General features: G+C 45.2%; 15 protein-coding genes. 9 read left to right on the top strand and 6 right to left on the bottom strand.

Annotation, left to right across the window (positions count from 1 at the left end; genetic code table 11):
• The first annotated feature begins 87 nt into the window (after nucleotides 1-87).
• Nucleotides 88-1377 carry an NAD(P)/FAD-dependent oxidoreductase gene (locus HUO09_RS11755; RefSeq protein WP_167413312.1) on the top strand — a complete coding sequence of 430 codons (1290 nt, stop codon included), beginning with the start codon at nucleotides 88-90 and terminating at the stop codon, nucleotides 1375-1377.
• Nucleotides 1378-1473: 96 nt separating this feature from the next.
• Here the strand turns inward: HUO09_RS11755 and HUO09_RS11750 are convergent, their stop codons facing one another.
• The 4 genes from HUO09_RS11750 to HUO09_RS11735 all read right to left on the bottom strand — a co-directional run bounded on the left by HUO09_RS11750 (nucleotide 1474) and on the right by HUO09_RS11735 (nucleotide 6962).
• Entirely contained in the window at nucleotides 1474-2013 is a 540-nt protein-coding gene (locus tag HUO09_RS11750; RefSeq protein ID WP_167413311.1) for a GNAT family N-acetyltransferase, read from the bottom strand.
• Between the two features lie 63 nt (nucleotides 2014-2076).
• Nucleotides 2077-2850 (bottom strand): peptidoglycan binding protein CsiV, encoded by a 774-nt coding sequence (locus tag HUO09_RS11745; protein WP_188234090.1) that lies wholly within the window; start codon nucleotides 2848-2850, stop codon nucleotides 2077-2079.
• Nucleotides 2851-2922: 72 nt separating this feature from the next.
• Nucleotides 2923-6384 carry a transcription-repair coupling factor gene (gene mfd / locus HUO09_RS11740; protein ID WP_188234089.1) on the bottom strand — a complete coding sequence of 1154 codons (3462 nt, stop codon included), beginning with the start codon at nucleotides 6382-6384 and terminating at the stop codon, nucleotides 2923-2925.
• Nucleotides 6385-6392: 8 nt separating this feature from the next.
• On the bottom strand, nucleotides 6393-6962 hold the full coding sequence (locus HUO09_RS11735) for a PilZ domain-containing protein (protein ID WP_167411077.1): 570 nt from the start codon (nucleotides 6960-6962) through the stop codon (nucleotides 6393-6395).
• 249 nt (nucleotides 6963-7211) lie between these two features.
• On the opposite strand from HUO09_RS11735, the gene lolC reads away from it, so the two are divergent.
• The 3 genes from lolC to lolE are packed head-to-tail and all read left to right on the top strand — an operon-like array spanning nucleotide 7212 to nucleotide 10343.
• A complete protein-coding gene (gene lolC / locus HUO09_RS11730) occupies nucleotides 7212-8420 on the top strand; it encodes a lipoprotein-releasing ABC transporter permease subunit LolC (protein ID WP_188234088.1) in 1209 nt (402 codons plus the stop codon).
• The gene (gene lolD, locus HUO09_RS11725; RefSeq protein WP_102953892.1) at nucleotides 8413-9099 is read left to right on the top strand and encodes a lipoprotein-releasing ABC transporter ATP-binding protein LolD; all 687 of its coding nucleotides are present in this window, start codon (nucleotides 8413-8415) and stop codon (nucleotides 9097-9099) included. The genes lolC and lolD overlap by 8 nt, the downstream gene beginning before the upstream one ends.
• Nucleotides 9099-10343, top strand: a complete 1245-nt coding sequence (gene lolE / locus HUO09_RS11720) for a lipoprotein-releasing ABC transporter permease subunit LolE (protein ID WP_188234087.1) — start codon at nucleotides 9099-9101, stop codon at nucleotides 10341-10343. Before lolD ends, lolE begins: the two co-directional genes overlap by 1 nt.
• A 146-nt stretch (nucleotides 10344-10489) precedes the next feature.
• On the opposite strand, the gene HUO09_RS11715 is transcribed toward lolE, so the two are convergent.
• Complete coding sequence (locus HUO09_RS11715; RefSeq protein ID WP_167411074.1) at nucleotides 10490-11005, bottom strand: DUF2062 domain-containing protein; 516 nt, start codon at nucleotides 11003-11005, stop codon at nucleotides 10490-10492.
• Nucleotides 11006-11013: 8 nt separating this feature from the next.
• Here HUO09_RS11715 and HUO09_RS11710 point away from each other — a divergent pair, with 8 nt between their 5' ends.
• From HUO09_RS11710 to kdsB, 5 genes are read left to right on the top strand one after another with little or no spacing between them, the layout of a single operon-like run.
• On the top strand, nucleotides 11014-13257 hold the full coding sequence (locus HUO09_RS11710) for a DNA internalization-related competence protein ComEC/Rec2 (protein WP_188234086.1): 2244 nt from the start codon (nucleotides 11014-11016) through the stop codon (nucleotides 13255-13257).
• A gap of 32 nt (nucleotides 13258-13289) precedes the next feature.
• Nucleotides 13290-15038: a lipid A ABC transporter ATP-binding protein/permease MsbA gene (gene msbA / locus HUO09_RS11705; protein ID WP_167411083.1), complete on the top strand. Its 1749-nt coding sequence runs from the start codon at nucleotides 13290-13292 to the stop codon at nucleotides 15036-15038.
• Nucleotides 15039-15047: 9 nt separating this feature from the next.
• Nucleotides 15048-16055 carry a tetraacyldisaccharide 4'-kinase gene (gene lpxK, locus HUO09_RS11700; protein ID WP_188234085.1) on the top strand — a complete coding sequence of 336 codons (1008 nt, stop codon included), beginning with the start codon at nucleotides 15048-15050 and terminating at the stop codon, nucleotides 16053-16055.
• The gene (locus HUO09_RS11695) at nucleotides 16036-16215 is read left to right on the top strand and encodes a Trm112 family protein (RefSeq protein WP_102940655.1); all 180 of its coding nucleotides are present in this window, start codon (nucleotides 16036-16038) and stop codon (nucleotides 16213-16215) included. Before lpxK ends, HUO09_RS11695 begins: the two co-directional genes overlap by 20 nt.
• On the top strand, nucleotides 16215-16970 hold the full coding sequence (kdsB, locus tag HUO09_RS11690; RefSeq protein WP_188234084.1) for a 3-deoxy-manno-octulosonate cytidylyltransferase: 756 nt from the start codon (nucleotides 16215-16217) through the stop codon (nucleotides 16968-16970). The genes HUO09_RS11695 and kdsB overlap by 1 nt, the downstream gene beginning before the upstream one ends.
• Before the next feature lie 138 nt (nucleotides 16971-17108).
• On the opposite strand, the gene HUO09_RS11685 is transcribed toward kdsB, so the two are convergent.
• Nucleotides 17109-18668 (bottom strand): SpoVR family protein, encoded by a 1560-nt coding sequence (locus HUO09_RS11685; RefSeq protein ID WP_167411070.1) that lies wholly within the window; start codon nucleotides 18666-18668, stop codon nucleotides 17109-17111.
• Nucleotide 18669: the final 1 nt, after the last annotated feature.

Here is an 18669-nt window from a genome sequence, read left to right as displayed (position 1 = left end):
TTGAGCTTAGTACGAACTTAAGAATTTCTTCAGTGTGAACTTGTCATGCTGATCTTTGATTTTTCATTATTTTTGAGGAATGTTGTTGTGACACGCATTATTGTAGTTGGTGGTGGCGCTGGTGGTCTTGAGCTTGCAACTAAGCTTGGACGTACCTTGGGCCGAAAAAAACGAGCAGATATCACTCTGGTAGACAGAAAATCCAGTCACCTTTGGAAACCGTTATTGCATGAAGTCGCGACGGGCTCCCTAGATGAAGGGGTTGATGCGTTGAGCTATCGTGCACACGCGAAAAACCACAGCTTTGATTTCCAGTTAGGAAGTCTTGAATCTATTGACCGTGACAGCAAAAAAATCGTACTAAGCGAATTATGTGACGATCACGGTGAATTGTTGATGCCAAAACGTGAGCTGGAATATGACATTCTGGTCATGGCGATCGGTTCAACCTCAAACGATTTCAACACTCCAGGAGTTCGCGAGAACTGTATTTTCCTTGATAGCCCAGAGCAAGCTCATCGTTTCCGCACGGAAATGAATAATGAGTTTTTGAAGCTGCATGCGAAAAATGGTCACGGTACTGTGGATATCGCGATTGTTGGCGCTGGTGCGACGGGTGTTGAGCTGTCAGCAGAACTGCACAATGCGGTTAAAGAACTTCGTACCTACGGGTTCGGTGATCTCGATTCAAGCAAACTGAATGTAAACCTGATTGAAGCGGGTGAACGTATTCTTCCTGCATTGCCTCCTCGTATCTCGTCTGCGGCGCACAGTGAGCTGACTAAGCTTGGCGTTAACGTACGTACAGCAACTATGGTTACGCAGGCAGAAAAAGACGGTTTAACAACCAAAGATGGCGAAAAAATCACGGCGCAAATCATGGTTTGGGCGGCGGGTATTAAAGCGCCAGATTTCATGAAAGATATTGCAGGTCTTGAGACTAACCGTATTAACCAACTAGTGGTGAAAGGCACGTTGCAAACCACTCGTGACGACAACATCTTCGCTATTGGTGACCTTGCGCAATGTACACAGGCTGACGGTTCGTTTGTACCACCTCGTGCTCAAGCTGCCCACCAAATGGCATCACAAGCGTTTAAGAACATTGTGGCAATGATTAATGGTCGTGAACTTAAACCCTATGTCTACAAAGACCATGGTTCTCTGGTTTCGCTAAGCCGTTTTTCTACCGTGGGTAGTTTAATGGGTAACTTAACCAAAGGCTCTATGATGGTTGAAGGCCGTATCGCACGCGTTGTGTACATTTCACTGTACCGTATGCATCAGATGGCGCTACACGGCATTTTCAAAACTGGTTTGATGATGTTGGTGGGCCGTATTAACCGAGTATTGCGTCCAAACTTAAAACTGCACTAATCGGTTTTGATTCAATATGAAAAATCCCACTAGATAGTGGGATTTTTTATGTCTGGTAATTTGGTTATTGGTGCTATCCGTTTACTTAACCCATATTCAGTCGGGGATTAAAGAAAATACAATCCCGTCTTTGGGTTGATCATTAAACATGAATCGGTTGCGGGCTATATGCTCTTTCAATGCACCACACGTTAATGCCAGCTTTTGACTCGGTAAGTTTTCGGGGTCACACACAATTTCTATTCTGGTGAGTTTTAGCTGACTAAAACAGAATTCAATTATTGCCTCAACCGCTTCTTTTGCATAACCCTTGTGCTGATGTTTATCGGCAATCCAATAGCCTAAACTCGCCATATTAAATACGCGATAGAATTCGTTGATCGCAACCATTCCGATTAATGTCTGCTGCTTCTTCTCGAACACTCCAAAGCCATAAGCATCAGCCTTAACCCAATTTAAACGGTTAGCTAAGATGAACTGCTCGGCATCTTTCGCTGAAAACTGATCATGACACCAGTCAACCCATTGATGGAGAGAAGGAGAGTGGCGAATGCAATCGGATAGAGCTTCCGCTTCTTCTAGTTTTAGCAACCTTAGTTGTAGCCGCTGAGTCACAATCTGAAAGTCTGGCACCATGTGTCATCTCAATTCTTGCACTGGTTTATGAATACAAAAAAGCGCCCACGGGCGCTTAATTTTTTACTGCTCTGCGACTTTTCGCACTTGAATAATCATGCCCATCAAAGGGTGATCTAGGTAATGTGTTTCGCTGCTACGCATACGTCTTTTCTGGTCGATGCGATAGCTTTTCAAGAAGCTTTCTACTTTTCTTGTCGGCGAAACTGGCGCTAAGTTACCTGCCTGAACCGTGCCGTCGGCTTGTTCATCTGCTGGAGTCAATTCCAGAGGTTCGTCTTGCATCAGAACTTCGCGAACACTTGGTTCTTTCAAGTTCATCATTACTTCAGCGTAGAGATAATGCTGAACGTAAATCTGCAATGTACCGTCAAGCTCATAGAAGGGTTTAGCAATGCTTTGTTCTGTTACACCATCAATCGATGTTTGTGTGGTTGTGTTATTAATGGCGCTGCCATCAGGACGGTATTGACGAGAATAATCTTTACCTGCCTGAATATGGAATACAGGTGCAGAACTTCTTCCTTCGTCACCCTGACGCCATGCAGTATGTAGCAAGACGTCAAAGCCAGCGTGCTTTTTCAACTCTTGGACTTGGTCGTTAAGTTGATAATCTGAATAGGCGAGCATCTTAACGCCTTTCGACTGACGATAAGAAGCATCAGAAAAGCTGCCAGCTCTAGCCATATTAATTTCAGGCAGGTTGTCTGGCCAAGATTCGCTGATTTTTTCTGCATCTACTGCTCTTTTGAAGATGATGACTTCAATATCAAACTGTCTCTGAGCCAAGCTTGGCATCGAAACCAGTAAAAGCAGTAATGGGATCAGTTTTTTCATTATGACTCCGTCATTCGGTGCTTTGCACCTTACATCATTTTTAAGGCTTCACTCCTGAATTAGGTGAGGCCTTTACGCTGTTGGAAGTAGATTTTGCTGGAATTCTCCCAGCATGTCTGCAACAAACTGAATTCGTTCTCTTCTGTCGACTAATGGTAACGCATACTTAAATTTGGTTGGACCATCCATCGCAAATTTTTTCGGTTGAGACTGCAACAGTTTAACCAAAAACATAGGGTTAATGTCAGCATTTGGATAGAACTCGATATAGCCACCTTTCTCATGGGCTTCAATTTTACGAATTTTAAGTTGTGCTGCATCAAGCTTAAGTTGTGCAAGAGCAAGCAGATTCAAAGCTGCATCCGGTAATTTTCCGAAGCGGTCAATCAATTCTACTTTCAGTTCAGCAAGCTCGCTTTCATCATGGACGCTGGCAATTTGTTTATACATCGACAAGCGCGTATTGATATCAGGGATATAGTCTTCCGGCAACAGCGCTGGTAAACGCATTTCCACTTCGGTTTGCTCACGGAGCAAGTCATCCAAGGATGGCTCTTTACCCGATTTCAATGCTTCGACAGCTTGTTCCAGCATCTCCATGTAAAGGGTGAAACCGATAGATTGGATCTGACCACTTTGCTCATCGCCCAACAGTTCACCAGCCCCTCGAATTTCCAAGTCGTGTGTGGCTAACGTAAAGCCTGCACCCAAGTCTTCCAGTGAAGCGATCGCTTCAAGACGTTTAACCGCATCTTTGGTAATTGCCTTAGGCGGTGGTGTTAGTAAGTAAGCATAAGCTTGGTGGTGTGATCGACCTACGCGACCACGTAATTGGTGTAACTGTGCCAAACCTAATGAATCCGCGCGATTCATAATAATGGTGTTGGCGGTTGGAACGTCGATACCTGTTTCAATAATGGTGGTACACACCAACAGGTTGAAGCGCTGATGATAGAAATCATTCATCACTCGTTCTAGTTCACGTTCACGCATCTGCCCGTGTGCAGTGGTAATTCGTGCTTCAGGAATCAGCTTGGTTAAGTCTTCCGCCACCTTTTCAATCGTCTCGACTTGGTTGTGCAGGAAGTACACCTGACCACCACGCATAATTTCACGCAGAACAGCTTCACGAATCACACTGTCTTCACTTTGGCGGACAAAGGTTTTGATTGCCAAACGACGAGCGGGTGGAGTGGCAATGATCGACAGATCACGCATTCCACTCATTGCCATATTCAATGTGCGTGGAATTGGCGTTGCGGTGAGAGTAAGAATATCTACATCCGCACGCATCGCTTTCACTTTTTCTTTCTGACGAACACCGAAACGGTGTTCTTCATCAACAATCAGCAAACCTAAATCGGCAAACTTAATATCATTAGAAAGCAGCTTGTGCGTGCCGACTAAAATGTCGACTTTGCCTTCAGCTACGTCTTGCAGAATTTGTTTTTGCTCTTTGGCAGATTTGAAACGAGAGAGCACTTCGACACGAATCGGCAGGTTAGCAAATCGGTCACGGAAGTTTTCAAAGTGTTGCTGTGCCAGCAGGGTAGTCGGAACTAAGACAGCAACTTGTTTATCGTTATCCGTACACAAAAACGCTGCGCGCATGGCCACTTCAGTTTTACCAAAGCCCACATCACCACACACCAGTCGATCCATCGCTTTGGCTTGGCACATATCAGACAGTACCGCGTTGATTGCCATTGCCTGATCATCGGTTTCCTCAAACGGGAATCCCGCTTTGAATGTCGCGTATTGGTCTCTATCCAGAGTGAACTTGAAGCCCGGTTTGAGCTCGCGTTTGGCATAGACATCCAACAATTCAGCTGCGACGTCACGAACCTTTTCGGCGGCCTTGCGACGAGCCTTAGTCCAAGATTCACTGCCCAGTTTGTGTAACGGAGCACTCTCTTCCGCGCCACCAGAGTATCGGCTAATTAAGTTTAGCGATGAAACCGGAACATAGAGTTTTGCGTCATTCAAATACTCTAGTGTCACGTATTCTGTGGTTAAACCTCCAGCTTCCAAAGTTTGCAGACCAACATAACGGCCGATACCGTGGTCGATATGAACCACTGGTTGACCCGGCTTGAGTTCGGCAAGGTTGCGAATGACGGCATCGCTATTGGTGGTTTTACGATCTTTTTTGCGACGTTGAATGACGCGGTCACCGAGTAAATCGCTTTCACAGATCAGTGCGACCTTATCGGTTCCAAAAATAAAACCATGCTCTGAGGAGCCAAGAATCAGCGCAAATTTATCGCTGCTTTGTAGCGCCTCACTAAATGAGTCTTTGCTGTGTGGGCGAAGCTTGATCTGTTGCAACAGTTCAAGCAAGGCTTCACGTCGACCTTCCGATTCGACGGAGAAAATGATCTTGCCAGTAAACTGCTCGCTGAACTGACGCAGTGCCGCCATCGGCTCTTTGTTTTGGTGCTGAACCGCAAGCGCAGGAAGAGCGCTGAGATCAGGATTAGTACGACCGGCTTTTTCAGCCACAGGGTCGATACTCATCACGGTATGAGGCAGAACCTTGAACTGTGTAAACAGTTCGTCTTTCTTAAGCCACAGTTCTTCTGGTGGAAGCAGGGGACGTAGTGGGTCTACTTTGCGCTGATCGTATCGGTAGTCGACGTCTGTTAAGAATTGGTCGATGGATTTTTCTATATCCCCAACAGAAATGAGCTGACTGTCCGCTGGCAAATAATCAAACAGAGTCTCGGTTTGTTCGAAAAACAGTGGTTGCCAGTATTCAATACCCGCAGGCCAAGTGCCTTTTGAAACCTGCATATATACGGACTCAGGCTCGCGGCGCGCTTCAAAGCGTTGACGCCAGCGAATTCGAAAATCTTCGATTGCACTTTCTGTTGTTGGAAATTCGTGCGCTGGTAGCAGGCAAATATCTTGAATTTCTTCAATTGAACGTTGGTTTTCTGGATCGAACGTGCGGATGGTATCAATTTCATCGTCAAAGAAATCAATACGATATGGGTCTGAACTACCCATAGGGAACAGATCGAGAATCGAGCCGCGACTTGCGTATTCACCGGGGCCAAACACTTGGTCTACATGGCGATAACCCGATTTTTCCAGCTGTATTCTCAGTTTTTCTAACGAGAAAAGATCACCTCGTTTTACCATCAAGGTGTGCTGAAGTAAGAATTCTCGAGGTGTCTGACGTTGAAGCAGTGTGCTTACGGGGACTATGGTGATACCTGACTTCAACGTAGGCAGTTTATACAGTCTGGAGATGCGGTCAGAGATAATCTCCTGATGAGGCGAGAAGTTATCGTAAGGTAAGGTTTCCCAGTCAGGGAAAAGAGCGACTTCGTTCTCGCTGAACTGCTCAATTTCATGAAGCAGTTTCAGTGCGGTTTGAGGGTCAGGCACCGCTAGCAATGTGTGACCTGAATGACCATTCGCTATTTCAGCGATAGCCAATGCCAAACTGGCACCTTTTAGGTTACCTATGTGCTTTTTGTCTCCGGCAGCGGATGCCGAATTCAAAGAGAGTAGTGTATTTTTAGTCATGGAAACGCTTATGTTTTATCTCTATCCAAAGAGCGTTGACGCAGAAGTTTTTGCTGCTGATAGAGGGCTGCTTTGATCAGCAAGTCTTGGTCAGTGTCACGCAGCAAATCGTATTTTACAGTGACGACTTTTTCAGCATCGAGTTCTTCAACACTGTGGACAGTGGCGTAACAATAAATTGCCGCCGCAGGATGTTCTATAAATAGCTTGATACGCAGCTTCGTGCCCACCTTTGGTGCTTTATCGGTTAAGTACGATAACTGGCTTGCTCCAAAAGCAGTGGTTTGGTGGCGCAGCTCGGGTTCATCTTGTTGGGATAACATGAAGGTCAATAACAGATTCAGCTTTGAGTTCTGAGTATCCAGCAACTGGACAACATGCTTGAAGTCACTGTTTTTGAGCTCCAGTTTCGCTGCATCATTGAGTTGATCCAACTGGCTGAATTCACTGGCGACGACAAATGGCGCGGGAATCTCCGCAACGAAAATCTCATAAGAAGGAAAAATGAAATCGTCCGACAGGGGCTCGACATTAATAGTGAGTGCATGATGTACAGTGAAAAATTCTTGATCTGTCATATAAGTTCCTTCTTTTCTTTGTTGATTATCGCCATACCGACCAAGTAATCAAGTTATGCCTGTCCATAAGGCGCAAATAATTGTTTTACTCGTAAATATTGGCTTTTCTTGGCTGAGATACGTTCGCGAATTGAATGTTTGTCTTACTCAACAATAATTTGTGCTCTTACAGAGATTTGGCAAAGAAAAGCTACAACCTTGGCGGGTTTATCGTTACAGTATCGGCATCTTATTTTATTGGTTTTTATTATGTTTCATCCGATATCGACCTTTATCGGCCTGCGTTATCTCAGAGGACGCTCCGGTGACAGGTTCAGTCGATTCGTGTCTTATATGTCTACCGCTGGTATTACGATAGGCGTGATGTCTCTAGTGACCGTTCTTTCTGTCATGAATGGTTTTGAAGCACAGCTTAAAAGTCGCATTCTTGGCGTTTTGCCACAAGCGGTGGTTTCTCAAGCTCAAGATAAAACGACTCTTACAGAGCAAGCGCCAGCATTTATTACTCAGTTATCCAGTCAGCGTAGTCCTGAACCCATTGTTCGCAGCGAAGCGGTTATACAGAGCCCGTCTCAGTTAGCTGCGGGATTGATGGTTGGTATTGAGCCGAATGACAATGACCCAATTATGGATTACCTGATTGCTGGCAGCCTTTCGGCTCTTAAAGCAGGTGAATACCGAGTGTTTTTGGGGCATACATTGGCTCGCAATCTCAATGTATCACTGCACGATAAAGTCAGATTAATGGTTACCAGTGCCAGTCAGTTTACGCCTCTGGGACGTATTCCAAGTCAGCGTAATTTTACAGTAGCGGGCATTTTTAATACTGGTTCCGATGTTGACGGGCAGTTAATGATTACCCATATCAGCGATGCGGGAAAATTGCTGAGATTTAATCAAGATACGGTATCTGGATGGCGCCTGTTTTTTGAAGACCCATTTGTTGTAGGTGAGCTTGCTAATACAAAGTTACCAGAAGGTTGGCATTGGACGGACTGGCGTGAACAGCGCGGTGAGCTTTTCCAAGCTGTAGGGATGGAAAAGAACATGATGGGCTTAATGCTCGGGCTGATTGTTGGTGTAGCAGCTTTTAATATTATTTCTGCCCTGATTATGGTGGTGATGGAGAAACAGGCTGAAGTCGCTATTCTGAAAACACAGGGCATGACAGACCGTCAAGTACTGGCGATTTTCATGGTTCAAGGAGCCAGCAGCGGTGTGATCGGCGCCATCGTAGGTGGAACTTTAGGCGTGTTGCTGGCGAGTAACTTGAATACCATTTTGGATAGCTTGGGTGTTGCTCTGTTCTCGCTGGGTGGTGAGTTGCCAGTGGTTATCAACCCAACTCAAATCTTCATTGTGGTGGTCTTGGCGATATGCCTGAGCCTGCTTGCAACTTTATTCCCTTCTTACCGTGCATCATCTGTTAAACCCGCTGAGGCTTTACGTTATGAATAACCTTTTACGTTGTCACCAAGTTTGCAAAACTTACCAAGAAGGCGAACTACAAACTCAGGTATTAAAAGGCGTCAGCTTCGATATTCAGCGTGGAGAACTCGTCTCAATTATCGGTTCTTCCGGCTCGGGTAAAAGTACTCTGTTACACATTCTCGGCGCGCTTGATGATGCATCCGAAGGTAGTGTTGAGTTTCTTGGGCAAGATCTGACAAGTTTACATTCCAATAAGCAGGCGAAAATTCGCAACAAGCACCTGGGGTTTGTGTATCAGTTCCATCATTTATTGGCTGACTTTTCTGCTTTGGAAAACGTGGCTATGCCACTTCTGATTGGTGGTATGAAAGTTTCTGAAGCGAAAGCGGCGGCGCAAGCCTTGCTGGAACGAGTAGGGTTGAGTCACCGTTTAGAGCACCGTCCTTCAGAATTGTCTGGTGGCGAGCGCCAACGTGTTGCGATTGCTCGAGCACTGGTCAACAAACCTGATCTTGTGTTGGCAGATGAACCAACGGGTAACTTGGACCACACAACGGCATTGTCCATTTATGATCTGATGCGTGAACTGAACAGAGAATCAGGAACCGCTTTCCTAGTCGTCACCCACGACGGGGAACTGGCGGCGAAAATGGATCGCCAGATGCATATGAAAGATGGTTTATTGCTTGATGTGGAGGAGGCGTAGTGTTCTCTTCACTATCAATGTTCATTGGAGGCCGTTTTAGTCGTGCAAAACAGCGGAATAAAATGGTTTCCTTTATTTCTCTTTCTTCAACCATCGGTATTGCGGTGGGGGTTGCGGTGATCATTATCGGCCTTTCTGCAATGAACGGCTTTGAGCGCGAATTGCAAAATCGTGTTCTGTCTGTGATCCCACATGGCGAGTTTGAAGGTGTCCGCCAGCCGATTAATAACTGGCAGGACATTGTTAAAAAAGCGAATGAAAATTCTGAAGTAGAGGCCGCAGCGCCTTATGTGAAAATGACGGCATTGGCAGAAAAAGGATCTCAGCTCAAAGCCATCGAAGTTCGAGGCGTTGATCCGCAGATGGAGCGAGCGGTTTCCAGCCTTTCTCAATACGTAACCGATAATGCGTGGCAAGCTTTTACGGCTGGTCAGCAACAAGTGATTCTGGGCAAAGGTGTTGCCGATAAATTGGACGCTAAAGTTGGCGATTTCATTACCTTGATGATCCCTAGCGCTAACAGCGAAAACAGAGTTCAAGCGCCGAAGCGGGTTCGGGTAAAAATTGCAGGGCTTTTGGCCTTAAATGGGCAAATTGATCACAGTCTGGCACTCCTGCCGATTGAAGATGCGCAGCAATATTCAAACTTGGGCGATGCGGTTACGGGTGTCTCTATCAAAGTGCGTAATGTTTTGTCTGCAACGACTGTAGTGCGCGAAGTGGGGACGACGTTAAATGAATATGTCTACCTTCGTAGCTGGCAGCAAAAGTTCGGTTTTCTTTATCGTGATATTCAAATGGTACGCAGCATCATGTATCTCGTGATGGTATTGGTAATAGGGGTCGCCAGCTTCAACATTGTTTCTACTCTGATGATGGCGGTAAAAGACCGAGCCGGAGAAATCGCGATTCTTCGCACCATGGGTGCAAGCGATGGTTTGGTTAAGCGCATTTTTGTTTGGCAAGGTGTGTTTTCAGGCGTGCTAGGTGGCGTTGTTGGCAGCGTGTTGGGCGTGTTGGTGGCGTTAAATCTTACTCCTATGGTGAAAGGTCTAGAGTCATTGATTGGTCATCAATTTTTATCTGGGGATATCTACTTTGTGGATTTCTTACCATCGCAAGTGATTGCAGGAGATGTGTTGTTAGTGTCAGGGACTGCAATTGCCTTAAGTTTGTTGGCAACTTGGTATCCGGCATCCAGAGCGAGTAAGCTCAATCCTGCCTCTGTTCTGAGCAGCAAATAAAACGCCAACGTTAGCTACCTCAGTTAGGTGATGGAAAAGAAAAAAGGACCGTAAGGTCCTTTTTTCATGTTTGCGCTACATTCGTTTCATCACTGATTAATAAGCTTATCTCAAGTTCGAACGTGCCTTATTTTATCTCTGAGTTTTCAGGTTATTTTCGTACGTCGTCTCTGCCAGCTTCTCACTACAGAATAACGCCATAAACCACGAATGCCGAAGTAGCCGACTATGGAAGCCACCACAGCGCAAATCGCGCATCCTAACAGGAATGGTGGAGCGATGGTGCCCATTTGATGTGCCAGAAAATCCCAAGAAAGCTCGAAGTGAAAATTCTGCGGTGGGATGTTAAGTAACCAAGCTCCAAGCTTATAGGCGATGTAGAAAATGAACGGCATGGTAATTGGGTTTGTAATCCATACCAAAGCAACAGCTAACGGCAGATTAACACCTAAAGCGATGGCTATACCTGCGGACATGATCATCTGACTTGGCAGTGGAACAAACGCCATGAAGAGACCAACAGCAAAAGCACCCGCTGCTGAGCGTCTATTTAGACACCACAAGTTAGGGTTATATAGGACATTGCCAAAAATTTTTAATGCCTTTTGACGCTTAATAACGTCATGGTTAGGCATAAATTTTTTGATGAATTTTCTTGGCATAGGGAACCATGACTCTCTTATCGAAAAATTGGACGCTTGCTTCGTTTTCGCTCACTGTTTTGTCATCGCCCTATTGGCCTTATATGCCAGATTTGGGTTTTGCGCTATTTTGCCCACTTTTTATCATTCTTAGTGTTCGATTCACTAAGCTTAGGTGCTGGGGCGGGATCGTACTTGCATTGCTTGTGATAATAACACATGGCAACGCTGTAAAAACTCAATCCAGTAGCATTTTTCAAGCAGGGCTGGATATTACCATAAAAGGAAAAGTTGACAGCTTTTTTAAACAAATAAGTTATGGATATGAAGGTTCAGTTGCCATACATCAAATAAATGACCACTTTGTTAGTGAATGGTTCCCCCCTCGTGTTCGTTTGATATCGCCTCTGCCATTGCAAATTGGTGAACACTTTGAATTTGCAGTGAAATTAAAACCGGTTGTTGGCAGATTGAATGAAGTTGGATTTGATGCGGAATCCTACTATTTAAGCCAAGGTTGGGTGGCGAGAGCATCGGTCGTTAACAATTCTCGCTTTCAGATTATTTCTGGATTAAGTATACGATCCCGGATTCACGACACGGTTCAAACACAAATATCGAGCAGTCCCTTTAAAGGAATGATTACTGCTTTGATGTTCGGCGAGCGTTCTGGGTTAAGTCAAACAGATTGGACGCAACTAAGAAACAGTGGGTTAATTCATCTGGTGGCGATTTCAGGTCTGCATATAGGGATCGCATTTGGAATAGGCTATGTGCTTGGTCTGGGGATATCAAGACTCCATCCGAGTTTGGTTTGGTTTCCGTTTGTTTTGGGCGTTTCCTTTGCGGTGAGCTATGCGTGGCTTGCTGGCTTTACGTTGCCAACACAGCGAGCATTGATTATGTGTTTGCTCAATGTGCTTCTTATTGTCTTGCGGATACATGTATCCGTATTTCGGCGAATTTTGCTCACCTTAGCTGCTGTGCTCATTACTGACCCATTCGCTTCTTTAGCGAGCAGTTTTTGGCTTTCTTTTATTGCTGTATGTATCGTTATTTATCTTTGTTCTATCACGGTTCACTGGAAAAAATGGTGGACTAGATTTATCGCAGGGCAGGTGACATTGGTGTTGCTGATGGCGCCTGTAAGTGCTTACTTCTTTGGTGGAGTAAGCTGGGTATCGACCCTGTTCAATATGGTTTTTATCCCTTGGTTCTCTTTTTTTATTATCCCAATGCTTTTCGTGGCGGTAATTGCTACCTGCCTTGATTTTCCCTATATCGAAGGTTTGTGGCAACTCGTCGACTTTTCTTTTCAACCACTTGCGCATGCGCTTCCTTACGCGACTTCAGGTTGGATTAACATCAGTGAATGGCTTTTTCAGTTGATGTTGGTTTTGACCCTAATTGGGTTACTGAGAACAATTGTTAGCCGTTTTAGTCAAGTGTTGATAGCGGTAGTTTTAGCTGGAACCTTATTTTTTAGAACTCCATCTTATGATTGGCGAATAGATGTACTCGATGTTGGTCACGGTCTGGCCGTTGTGATTGAAAAGGAGGGGAAAACCTTGCTTTACGATACAGGAAGCAGTTGGGACAACGGTAGCTATGTTCACTCTGTCATTGCTCCACTGCTTGCAAAAAGGGGGACGGACACAATTGATACGGTGATATACAGCCATTTCGATGATGACCATGCTGGTGGCAGAGAGGATGTCGACCAGTTATTGTCTCCGAGCTATATCTATACCAGTCAGTATCTGAAAGACGCTTTGGCTTGTGTACGCGGTGAAGAGTGGCAGTGGCAAGGTTTGTATTTTTCAGTGCTATGGCCGCCAAAGCGAGTTGATCGTGCCTTCAATCAGCATTCATGCGTAGTCCGCGTTTCAGATATGAAGCATACCCATAGCGTATTGCTTTCGGGGGATGTTACTGCTGTTGGTGAATGGTTACTGGCGCGAGACAATGCAATTTTACAAAGTGATGTCATGATCGTTCCTCATCATGGCAGCAAAACATCGTCCACCGTCGCGTTTATTGAGCGAGTTTCACCAAAACTCGCGATTGCTTCTTTAGATAAAACGAATCGATGGAATCTGCCCAACCCTGAGATAGTGAAGAGATACACAAGTTTGGGTGCTGAATGGTATGACACAGGGGAAAGCGGCCAGATAACACTGCGATATAGAGCGGAAAGTCGCCATTTAACCACTCTACGACGACATGGGCTTATCCCTTGGTATAGGCAGATGCTACGTAAAGAGGTAGAATGACGCCCAATATTGAAATAAGAATAAGCACTTATATGTCACTGAATACCGACGAAACAACATGGCAAACATTTAAACGCTTGTGGACTTACATCCGCCTCTACAAAACAGGGCTATATGTCGCTGTCATTGCTTTAATAGTGAATGCCGTTTCTGATACCTACATGATTTCTCTACTGAAACCTCTTCTTGACGAAGGTTTTGGTGACGTTGAATCTAATTTCTTACAAGTAATCCCGTTTATTATTCTTGGTGTGATGGCTGTTCGAGGCCTGAGTGGATTTGTTTCTTCCTACTGCCTAAGTTGGGTTTCCGGGAATGTGGTCATGCAAATGCGCCGCGCGATTTTCCACCATTTCATGCACATGCCAGTCACGTTCTTTGATAAAGAACCAACCGGTAGCTTATTGTCACGTATTACTTACGACTCTGAACAAGTATCTGGTGCGACTAGCCGAGCTTTAGTGAGTATCGTACGTGAAGGTGCAAGCATTATCGGTTTGCTCACACTGATGTTCTGGAACAGCTGGCAGCTTTCGTTAGTACTGATCGTTGTTGCACCGATAGTTGCTTTAGGTATCCGCTTTGTTTCTAAGCGTTTCCGCAAAATTTCTAAAAATATGCAAACCACGATGGGCGATGTGACGTCGTCGGCTGAGCAAATGCTGAAAGGCCATAAAGTGGTACTAAGCTACGGTGGTCAGGCGGTAGAACGTGAACGTTTTGACGACGTGAGTAATCGCATGCGTCAGCAAACCATGAAGATGGTCGCGGCTCAATCTATTGCGGATCCCGTAATCCAAATGATTGCGTCGTTAGCGCTAGTGACTGTGTTGCTGCTCGCCAGTAATGACAGTATTCGTGCTGAACTGACTCCGGGTACTTTTAGTGTGGTTTTCTCAGCGATGTTTGGTTTGATGCGTCCTTTAAAAGCGTTGACCAATGTAACTTCTGAGTTCCAACGTGGTATGGCGGCAAGTTCAACACTATTCAACCTAATGGATCTTGAAACCGAGCGCGATACCGGTACTTTTGAAACGGATAAGGTTCGTGGTGAGATTGCAGTGAAAGATGTGACTTTCACTTACTCTGGCAAAGAAAAGCCAGCGTTATCACACGTGAGTTTTGAGATCCCTCAGGGTAAAACCGTGGCTCTGGTTGGGCGTTCTGGTTCGGGTAAATCAACCATTGCTAACCTGTTTACACGTTTTTACGATGTGGACTCCGGTGCGATTGAGTTAGATGGCCACGATGTTCGTGATTTCAAACTGACTAACCTGCGTAAACACTTCGCTTTGGTTTCACAGAACGTGCATTTGTTCAATGATACGATTGCAAACAACATCGCTTACGCTGCAGAGGGTGAGTACACTCGAGAGCAAATTGAAGAAGCGGCTCGTTTAGCTCATGCGATGGAGTTTATTAATGGTATGCAGCATGGTCTAGATACCATTATTGGTGAGAATGGAACAAGCTTATCTGGTGGTCAGCGTCAGCGTATCGCTATTGCGCGAGCACTATTGCGTGATGCCCCAGTGTTGATTCTAGATGAAGCAACATCGGCGTTGGATACCGAATCTGAACGTGCTATTCAAGCGGCGTTGGATGAGCTGCAAAAGAACAAAACTGTACTGGTTATTGCACACAGACTTTCAACCATCGAACAAGCAGATGAAATCTTGGTTGTTGATGAAGGTGAAATTATTGAACGCGGTAAACACGCTGAATTGATTGAAAAAGATGGTGCTTATGCGCAGCTACACCGAATTCAATTTGGTGAGTAGGTTCGAACTGTGATTGAAAAAATCTGGTTTCAACATCATCCGATTCGTTTTCTTTTATGGCCACTTTTGTGGCCATTAAGCCTTGTGTTTAAAGCGGTGAGCCGATCACGCAGAAAGGCATTTCAATCCGGAAAGAAACAGAGCTACAAGGCACCAGTGCCTGTTGTTATCGTTGGCAATATTACGGCTGGTGGTAATGGTAAAACGCCCGTGGTTATTTGGTTGGTCGAAACGCTTCAACGTCTAGGTTATAAACCCGGTGTGGTTTCTCGGGGATATGGAGCGAAAGCGCCTTCTTATCCATTGATAGTTGCAGATAACACGTCGACAGCCCACTGTGGTGACGAACCCAAGCTTATTTATCAGCGCACCAAAGCGCCTGTTGCGGTTGACCCCATTCGCTCTAATGCTGTGAAAGCACTGCTGAAAGAAAACATCGATATTATTATTACCGATGATGGTTTGCAGCATTACGCACTGGATCGTGATATTGAATTTGCCGTTGTTGATGGCGTGAGACGATTTGGCAATGAGCAGTTACTGCCTTTGGGTCCACTGCGTGAGCCTGTGTCACGTTTGAAGGAAGTGGATTTTACGATTACTAACGGCGGAACGCCGCTGGCGGGCGAAGTGGCAATGACACTGCAACCTGATTTGGCGGTAAATATGGTCACGGGAGAAAGAGTGCCTGTGAATACTTTGTCGAACATCGTTGCTTGGGCGGGTATTGGGCACCCTCCACGCTTTTTTAATACCTTAAAAGAGCTTGGTGCTAAACCTGTCGTAGAACATGGATTTGCTGACCACCAAGATTTTGATTCATCACAGTTGTTTGCATTAGCAACACGTGGGGATCATGTGGTTATGACAGAAAAAGACGCTGTAAAATGTGCTGCATTTGCGAAAGAAAACTGGTGGTATCTACCAGTCTCAGCGCAGATCTCTCATCATGATGAGCAGCATATTGTGGAAACAATTAAAGAGGTTATGGAACAGTATGGATCACCGTCTGCTTGAAATCGTTGCTTGTCCTTTATGTAAAGGCAAACTGACTTACGATAAAGATAAACAAGAACTCATTTGTAAATTTGATCGTCTTGCTTATCCAATCAAAGAGGGCATTCCTGTTCTCCTTGAACCGGAAGCTCGTACTATGTCAATGGACGAGGGACGATAATGTCATTTACCGTTGTTATTCCTGCTCGTTATCAGTCGACACGTTTACCGGGTAAACCGCTCGCGGATATCGGTGGTAAACCTATGATTCAGTGGGTTTATGAGCAGTCTCTGTTAGCGGGCGCTGAAAGAGTGATTATTGCAACTGACGATGCTCGTGTTGAACAGGCGGTTAAAGCGTTCGGCGGTACGGTATGTATGACTTCTCCAGACCATCAGTCAGGCACAGAGCGTCTGGCTGAAGTCGTTGCACTGATGGGTATTGAAGATGACCACATCATAGTCAATGTGCAAGGTGATGAACCATTGATTCCACCTGCTATTGTTCGTCAGGTTGCGGATAATTTGGCTGCGAGCAAAGCGCCTATGGCAACACTGGCGGTTGAAATTGACCATGAAAGTGAAGTGTTCAATCCCAACGCTGTGAAAGTGGTGACGGATAAGGACGGTTATGCACTCTACTTTAGCCGTGCAACGATACCATGGGATCGCGATAACTTTGCTTCCGAAGACAAAACCATTGTGCAGCCTTTAATGCGTCACATTGGTATCTACGCTTATCGTGCTGGTTTCATTAATACCTATATCAACTGGCAGCCTAGCCAGCTTGAGAAAATTGAATGTTTAGAGCAACTGCGCGTACTTTGGTATGGCGAAAAAATCCACGTGGCAGTTGCGCTGGAAGCGCCTTCTGCCGGTGTGGATACTCCAGAAGATTTGGAGTTAGTACGCAGTATTGTGGCAAAGCAGTCGTAAGTCATAAGCAATCAAAACAAAGAAAAGCCCCAGACGAGAGTCCGGGGCTTTGTTCGTTATATAGAACTATTTACTTTTACAACTACTTACTTTTACAACTAATTGTTAGGTTAGATGTTTTAGTTGTCGCAACGATAATCACTTTTCGTGATCACCTTTTTTAGGACAGGTTGCGAGGATTTCTCTTCTTCCAGTGTCTTTTACCTCCTCTAATTTGACTTCAAAACCCCATAGGCGATGCATGTGTTTAAGTACCTCCTCGTAGCTTGGGTCTAAAGGAATTCGGTCGTGGGGGACATATTGCAATGTAATGGAACGGTCTCCACGAACGTCGACGCTGAATACTTGGATGTTAGGTTCCAAGTTACTCAGATTGTATTGAGCAGCGAGCTTTTCCCGTATTTGCTGATAGCCGCTGTCATTGTGAATGGCGGTGACTTCAATGAAGTTCTTTCTGTCGTCGTCTGTAATGGCGAAAAGTTTGAAATCGCGGATCAGTTTCGGTGATAAATACTGGCTGATAAAGCTTTCATCTTTGAAGTTGTGCATAGCGAAATGCACCGCTTCTAACCAGTCTGTCCCTGCCAGTTCAGGGAACCATTCGTAGTCTTCATCGGTTGGTTTTTCACAAATACGTTTAATGTCGGTAAACATGGCAAACCCTAACGCGTAAGGGTTGATGCCGCTGAAGTAACGACTGTTGTATGGCGGTTGCGCCACAACGCTGGTATGGCTGTGCAGAAACTCTAGGATAAACTTGTCTGTCACTAATCCTTCGTCATACAGGTGGTTCAAAATGGTGTAGTGCCAGAACGTTGCCCAGCCTTCATTCATAACTTGTGTTTGTTTTTGCGGATAGAAGTACTGGCTAATTTTACGCACGATACGCACGATTTCACGCTGCCAAGGTTCAAGCAGTGGAGCGTGTTTTTCGATGAAATAGAGGATATTTTCTTGTGGCTCACTTGGGAAACGTGGTTGGTCGTCCTCCGCTTTCGCTTTTTGTGGAACGGTACGCCAGAGGGCATTCACCTGAGACTGCAAATACGCTTCGCGTTCTTCTTGGCGTGCTTTCTCTTCCGCGATAGAAATCTTCTCAGGGCGTTTGTATCTGTCGACACCGTAGTTCATTAAGGCATGGCATGAGTCTAATAGGCGTTCTACCTGATCAACGCCATATTTCTCCTCACATCCGGCAATGTAATTTTTAGCAAACAGCAGATAGTCGATAATTGAACTTGCATCGGTCCATGTCTGGAATAGGTAGTTTCCTTTAAAGAAAGAGTTGTGTCCGTAACAGGCGTGAGCCATAACTAACGCTTGCATGGTGACGGTGTTTTCTTCCATCAGATAGGCAATACAAGGGTCTGAGTTGATGACAATTTCATACGCTAACCCCATCTGCCCATGCTTATAGTTTTGTTCGGTATGGATAAACTTCTTACCAAATGACCAGTGGTTGTAATTGATAGGCATACCAATACTGGAATAGGCATCCATCATTTGTTCAGAAGTGATGACTTCGATTTGGTTCTCATAGGTATCCAGTTTATAAAACTCAGCAACACGTTTTATCTCTGTGTGGTACTGCTCAAGGATGTCAAAGGTCCAATCCGGCCCATCGGGCAGAATTTTCGATTTGGTTGCGCGTTTCTTCGGCGCAGCATTTGACTTATTTTTTGTAGTATTGGTTGTCATA

The organism is Vibrio sp. Y2-5 (assembly GCF_014596725.1).
In the GTDB taxonomy this organism is placed as follows: domain Bacteria; phylum Pseudomonadota; class Gammaproteobacteria; order Enterobacterales; family Vibrionaceae; genus Vibrio.
Note: the sequence above shows the minus strand (reverse complement) of the source record. Positions and strands in the feature narration are given on the sequence as shown.

Bases quoted from the DNA above. Each gene is read 5' to 3' on its own strand.
- HUO09_RS11715 (WP_167411074.1), bottom strand. From the start codon at position 11,005: ATGCCAAGAAAATTCATCAAAAAATTTATGCCTAACCATGACGTTATT.
- lolC (WP_188234088.1), top strand. From the start codon at position 7,212: ATGTTTCATCCGATATCGACCTTTATCGGCCTGCGTTATCTCAGAGGA.
- kdsB (WP_188234084.1), top strand. From the start codon at position 16,215: ATGTCATTTACCGTTGTTATTCCTGCTCGTTATCAGTCGACACGTTTA.
- HUO09_RS11685 (WP_167411070.1), bottom strand. From the start codon at position 18,668: ATGACAACCAATACTACAAAAAATAAGTCAAATGCTGCGCCGAAGAAA.
- mfd (WP_188234089.1), bottom strand. From the start codon at position 6,384: ATGACTAAAAATACACTACTCTCTTTGAATTCGGCATCCGCTGCCGGA.
- lolD (WP_102953892.1), top strand. From the start codon at position 8,413: ATGAATAACCTTTTACGTTGTCACCAAGTTTGCAAAACTTACCAAGAA.
- HUO09_RS11695 (WP_102940655.1), top strand. From the start codon at position 16,036: ATGGATCACCGTCTGCTTGAAATCGTTGCTTGTCCTTTATGTAAAGGC.
- HUO09_RS11735 (WP_167411077.1), bottom strand. From the start codon at position 6,962: ATGACAGATCAAGAATTTTTCACTGTACATCATGCACTCACTATTAAT.
- HUO09_RS11745 (WP_188234090.1), bottom strand. From the start codon at position 2,850: ATGAAAAAACTGATCCCATTACTGCTTTTACTGGTTTCGATGCCAAGC.
- HUO09_RS11750 (WP_167413311.1), bottom strand. From the start codon at position 2,013: ATGGTGCCAGACTTTCAGATTGTGACTCAGCGGCTACAACTAAGGTTG.
- msbA (WP_167411083.1), top strand. From the start codon at position 13,290: ATGTCACTGAATACCGACGAAACAACATGGCAAACATTTAAACGCTTG.
- HUO09_RS11710 (WP_188234086.1), top strand. From the start codon at position 11,014: ATGACTCTCTTATCGAAAAATTGGACGCTTGCTTCGTTTTCGCTCACT.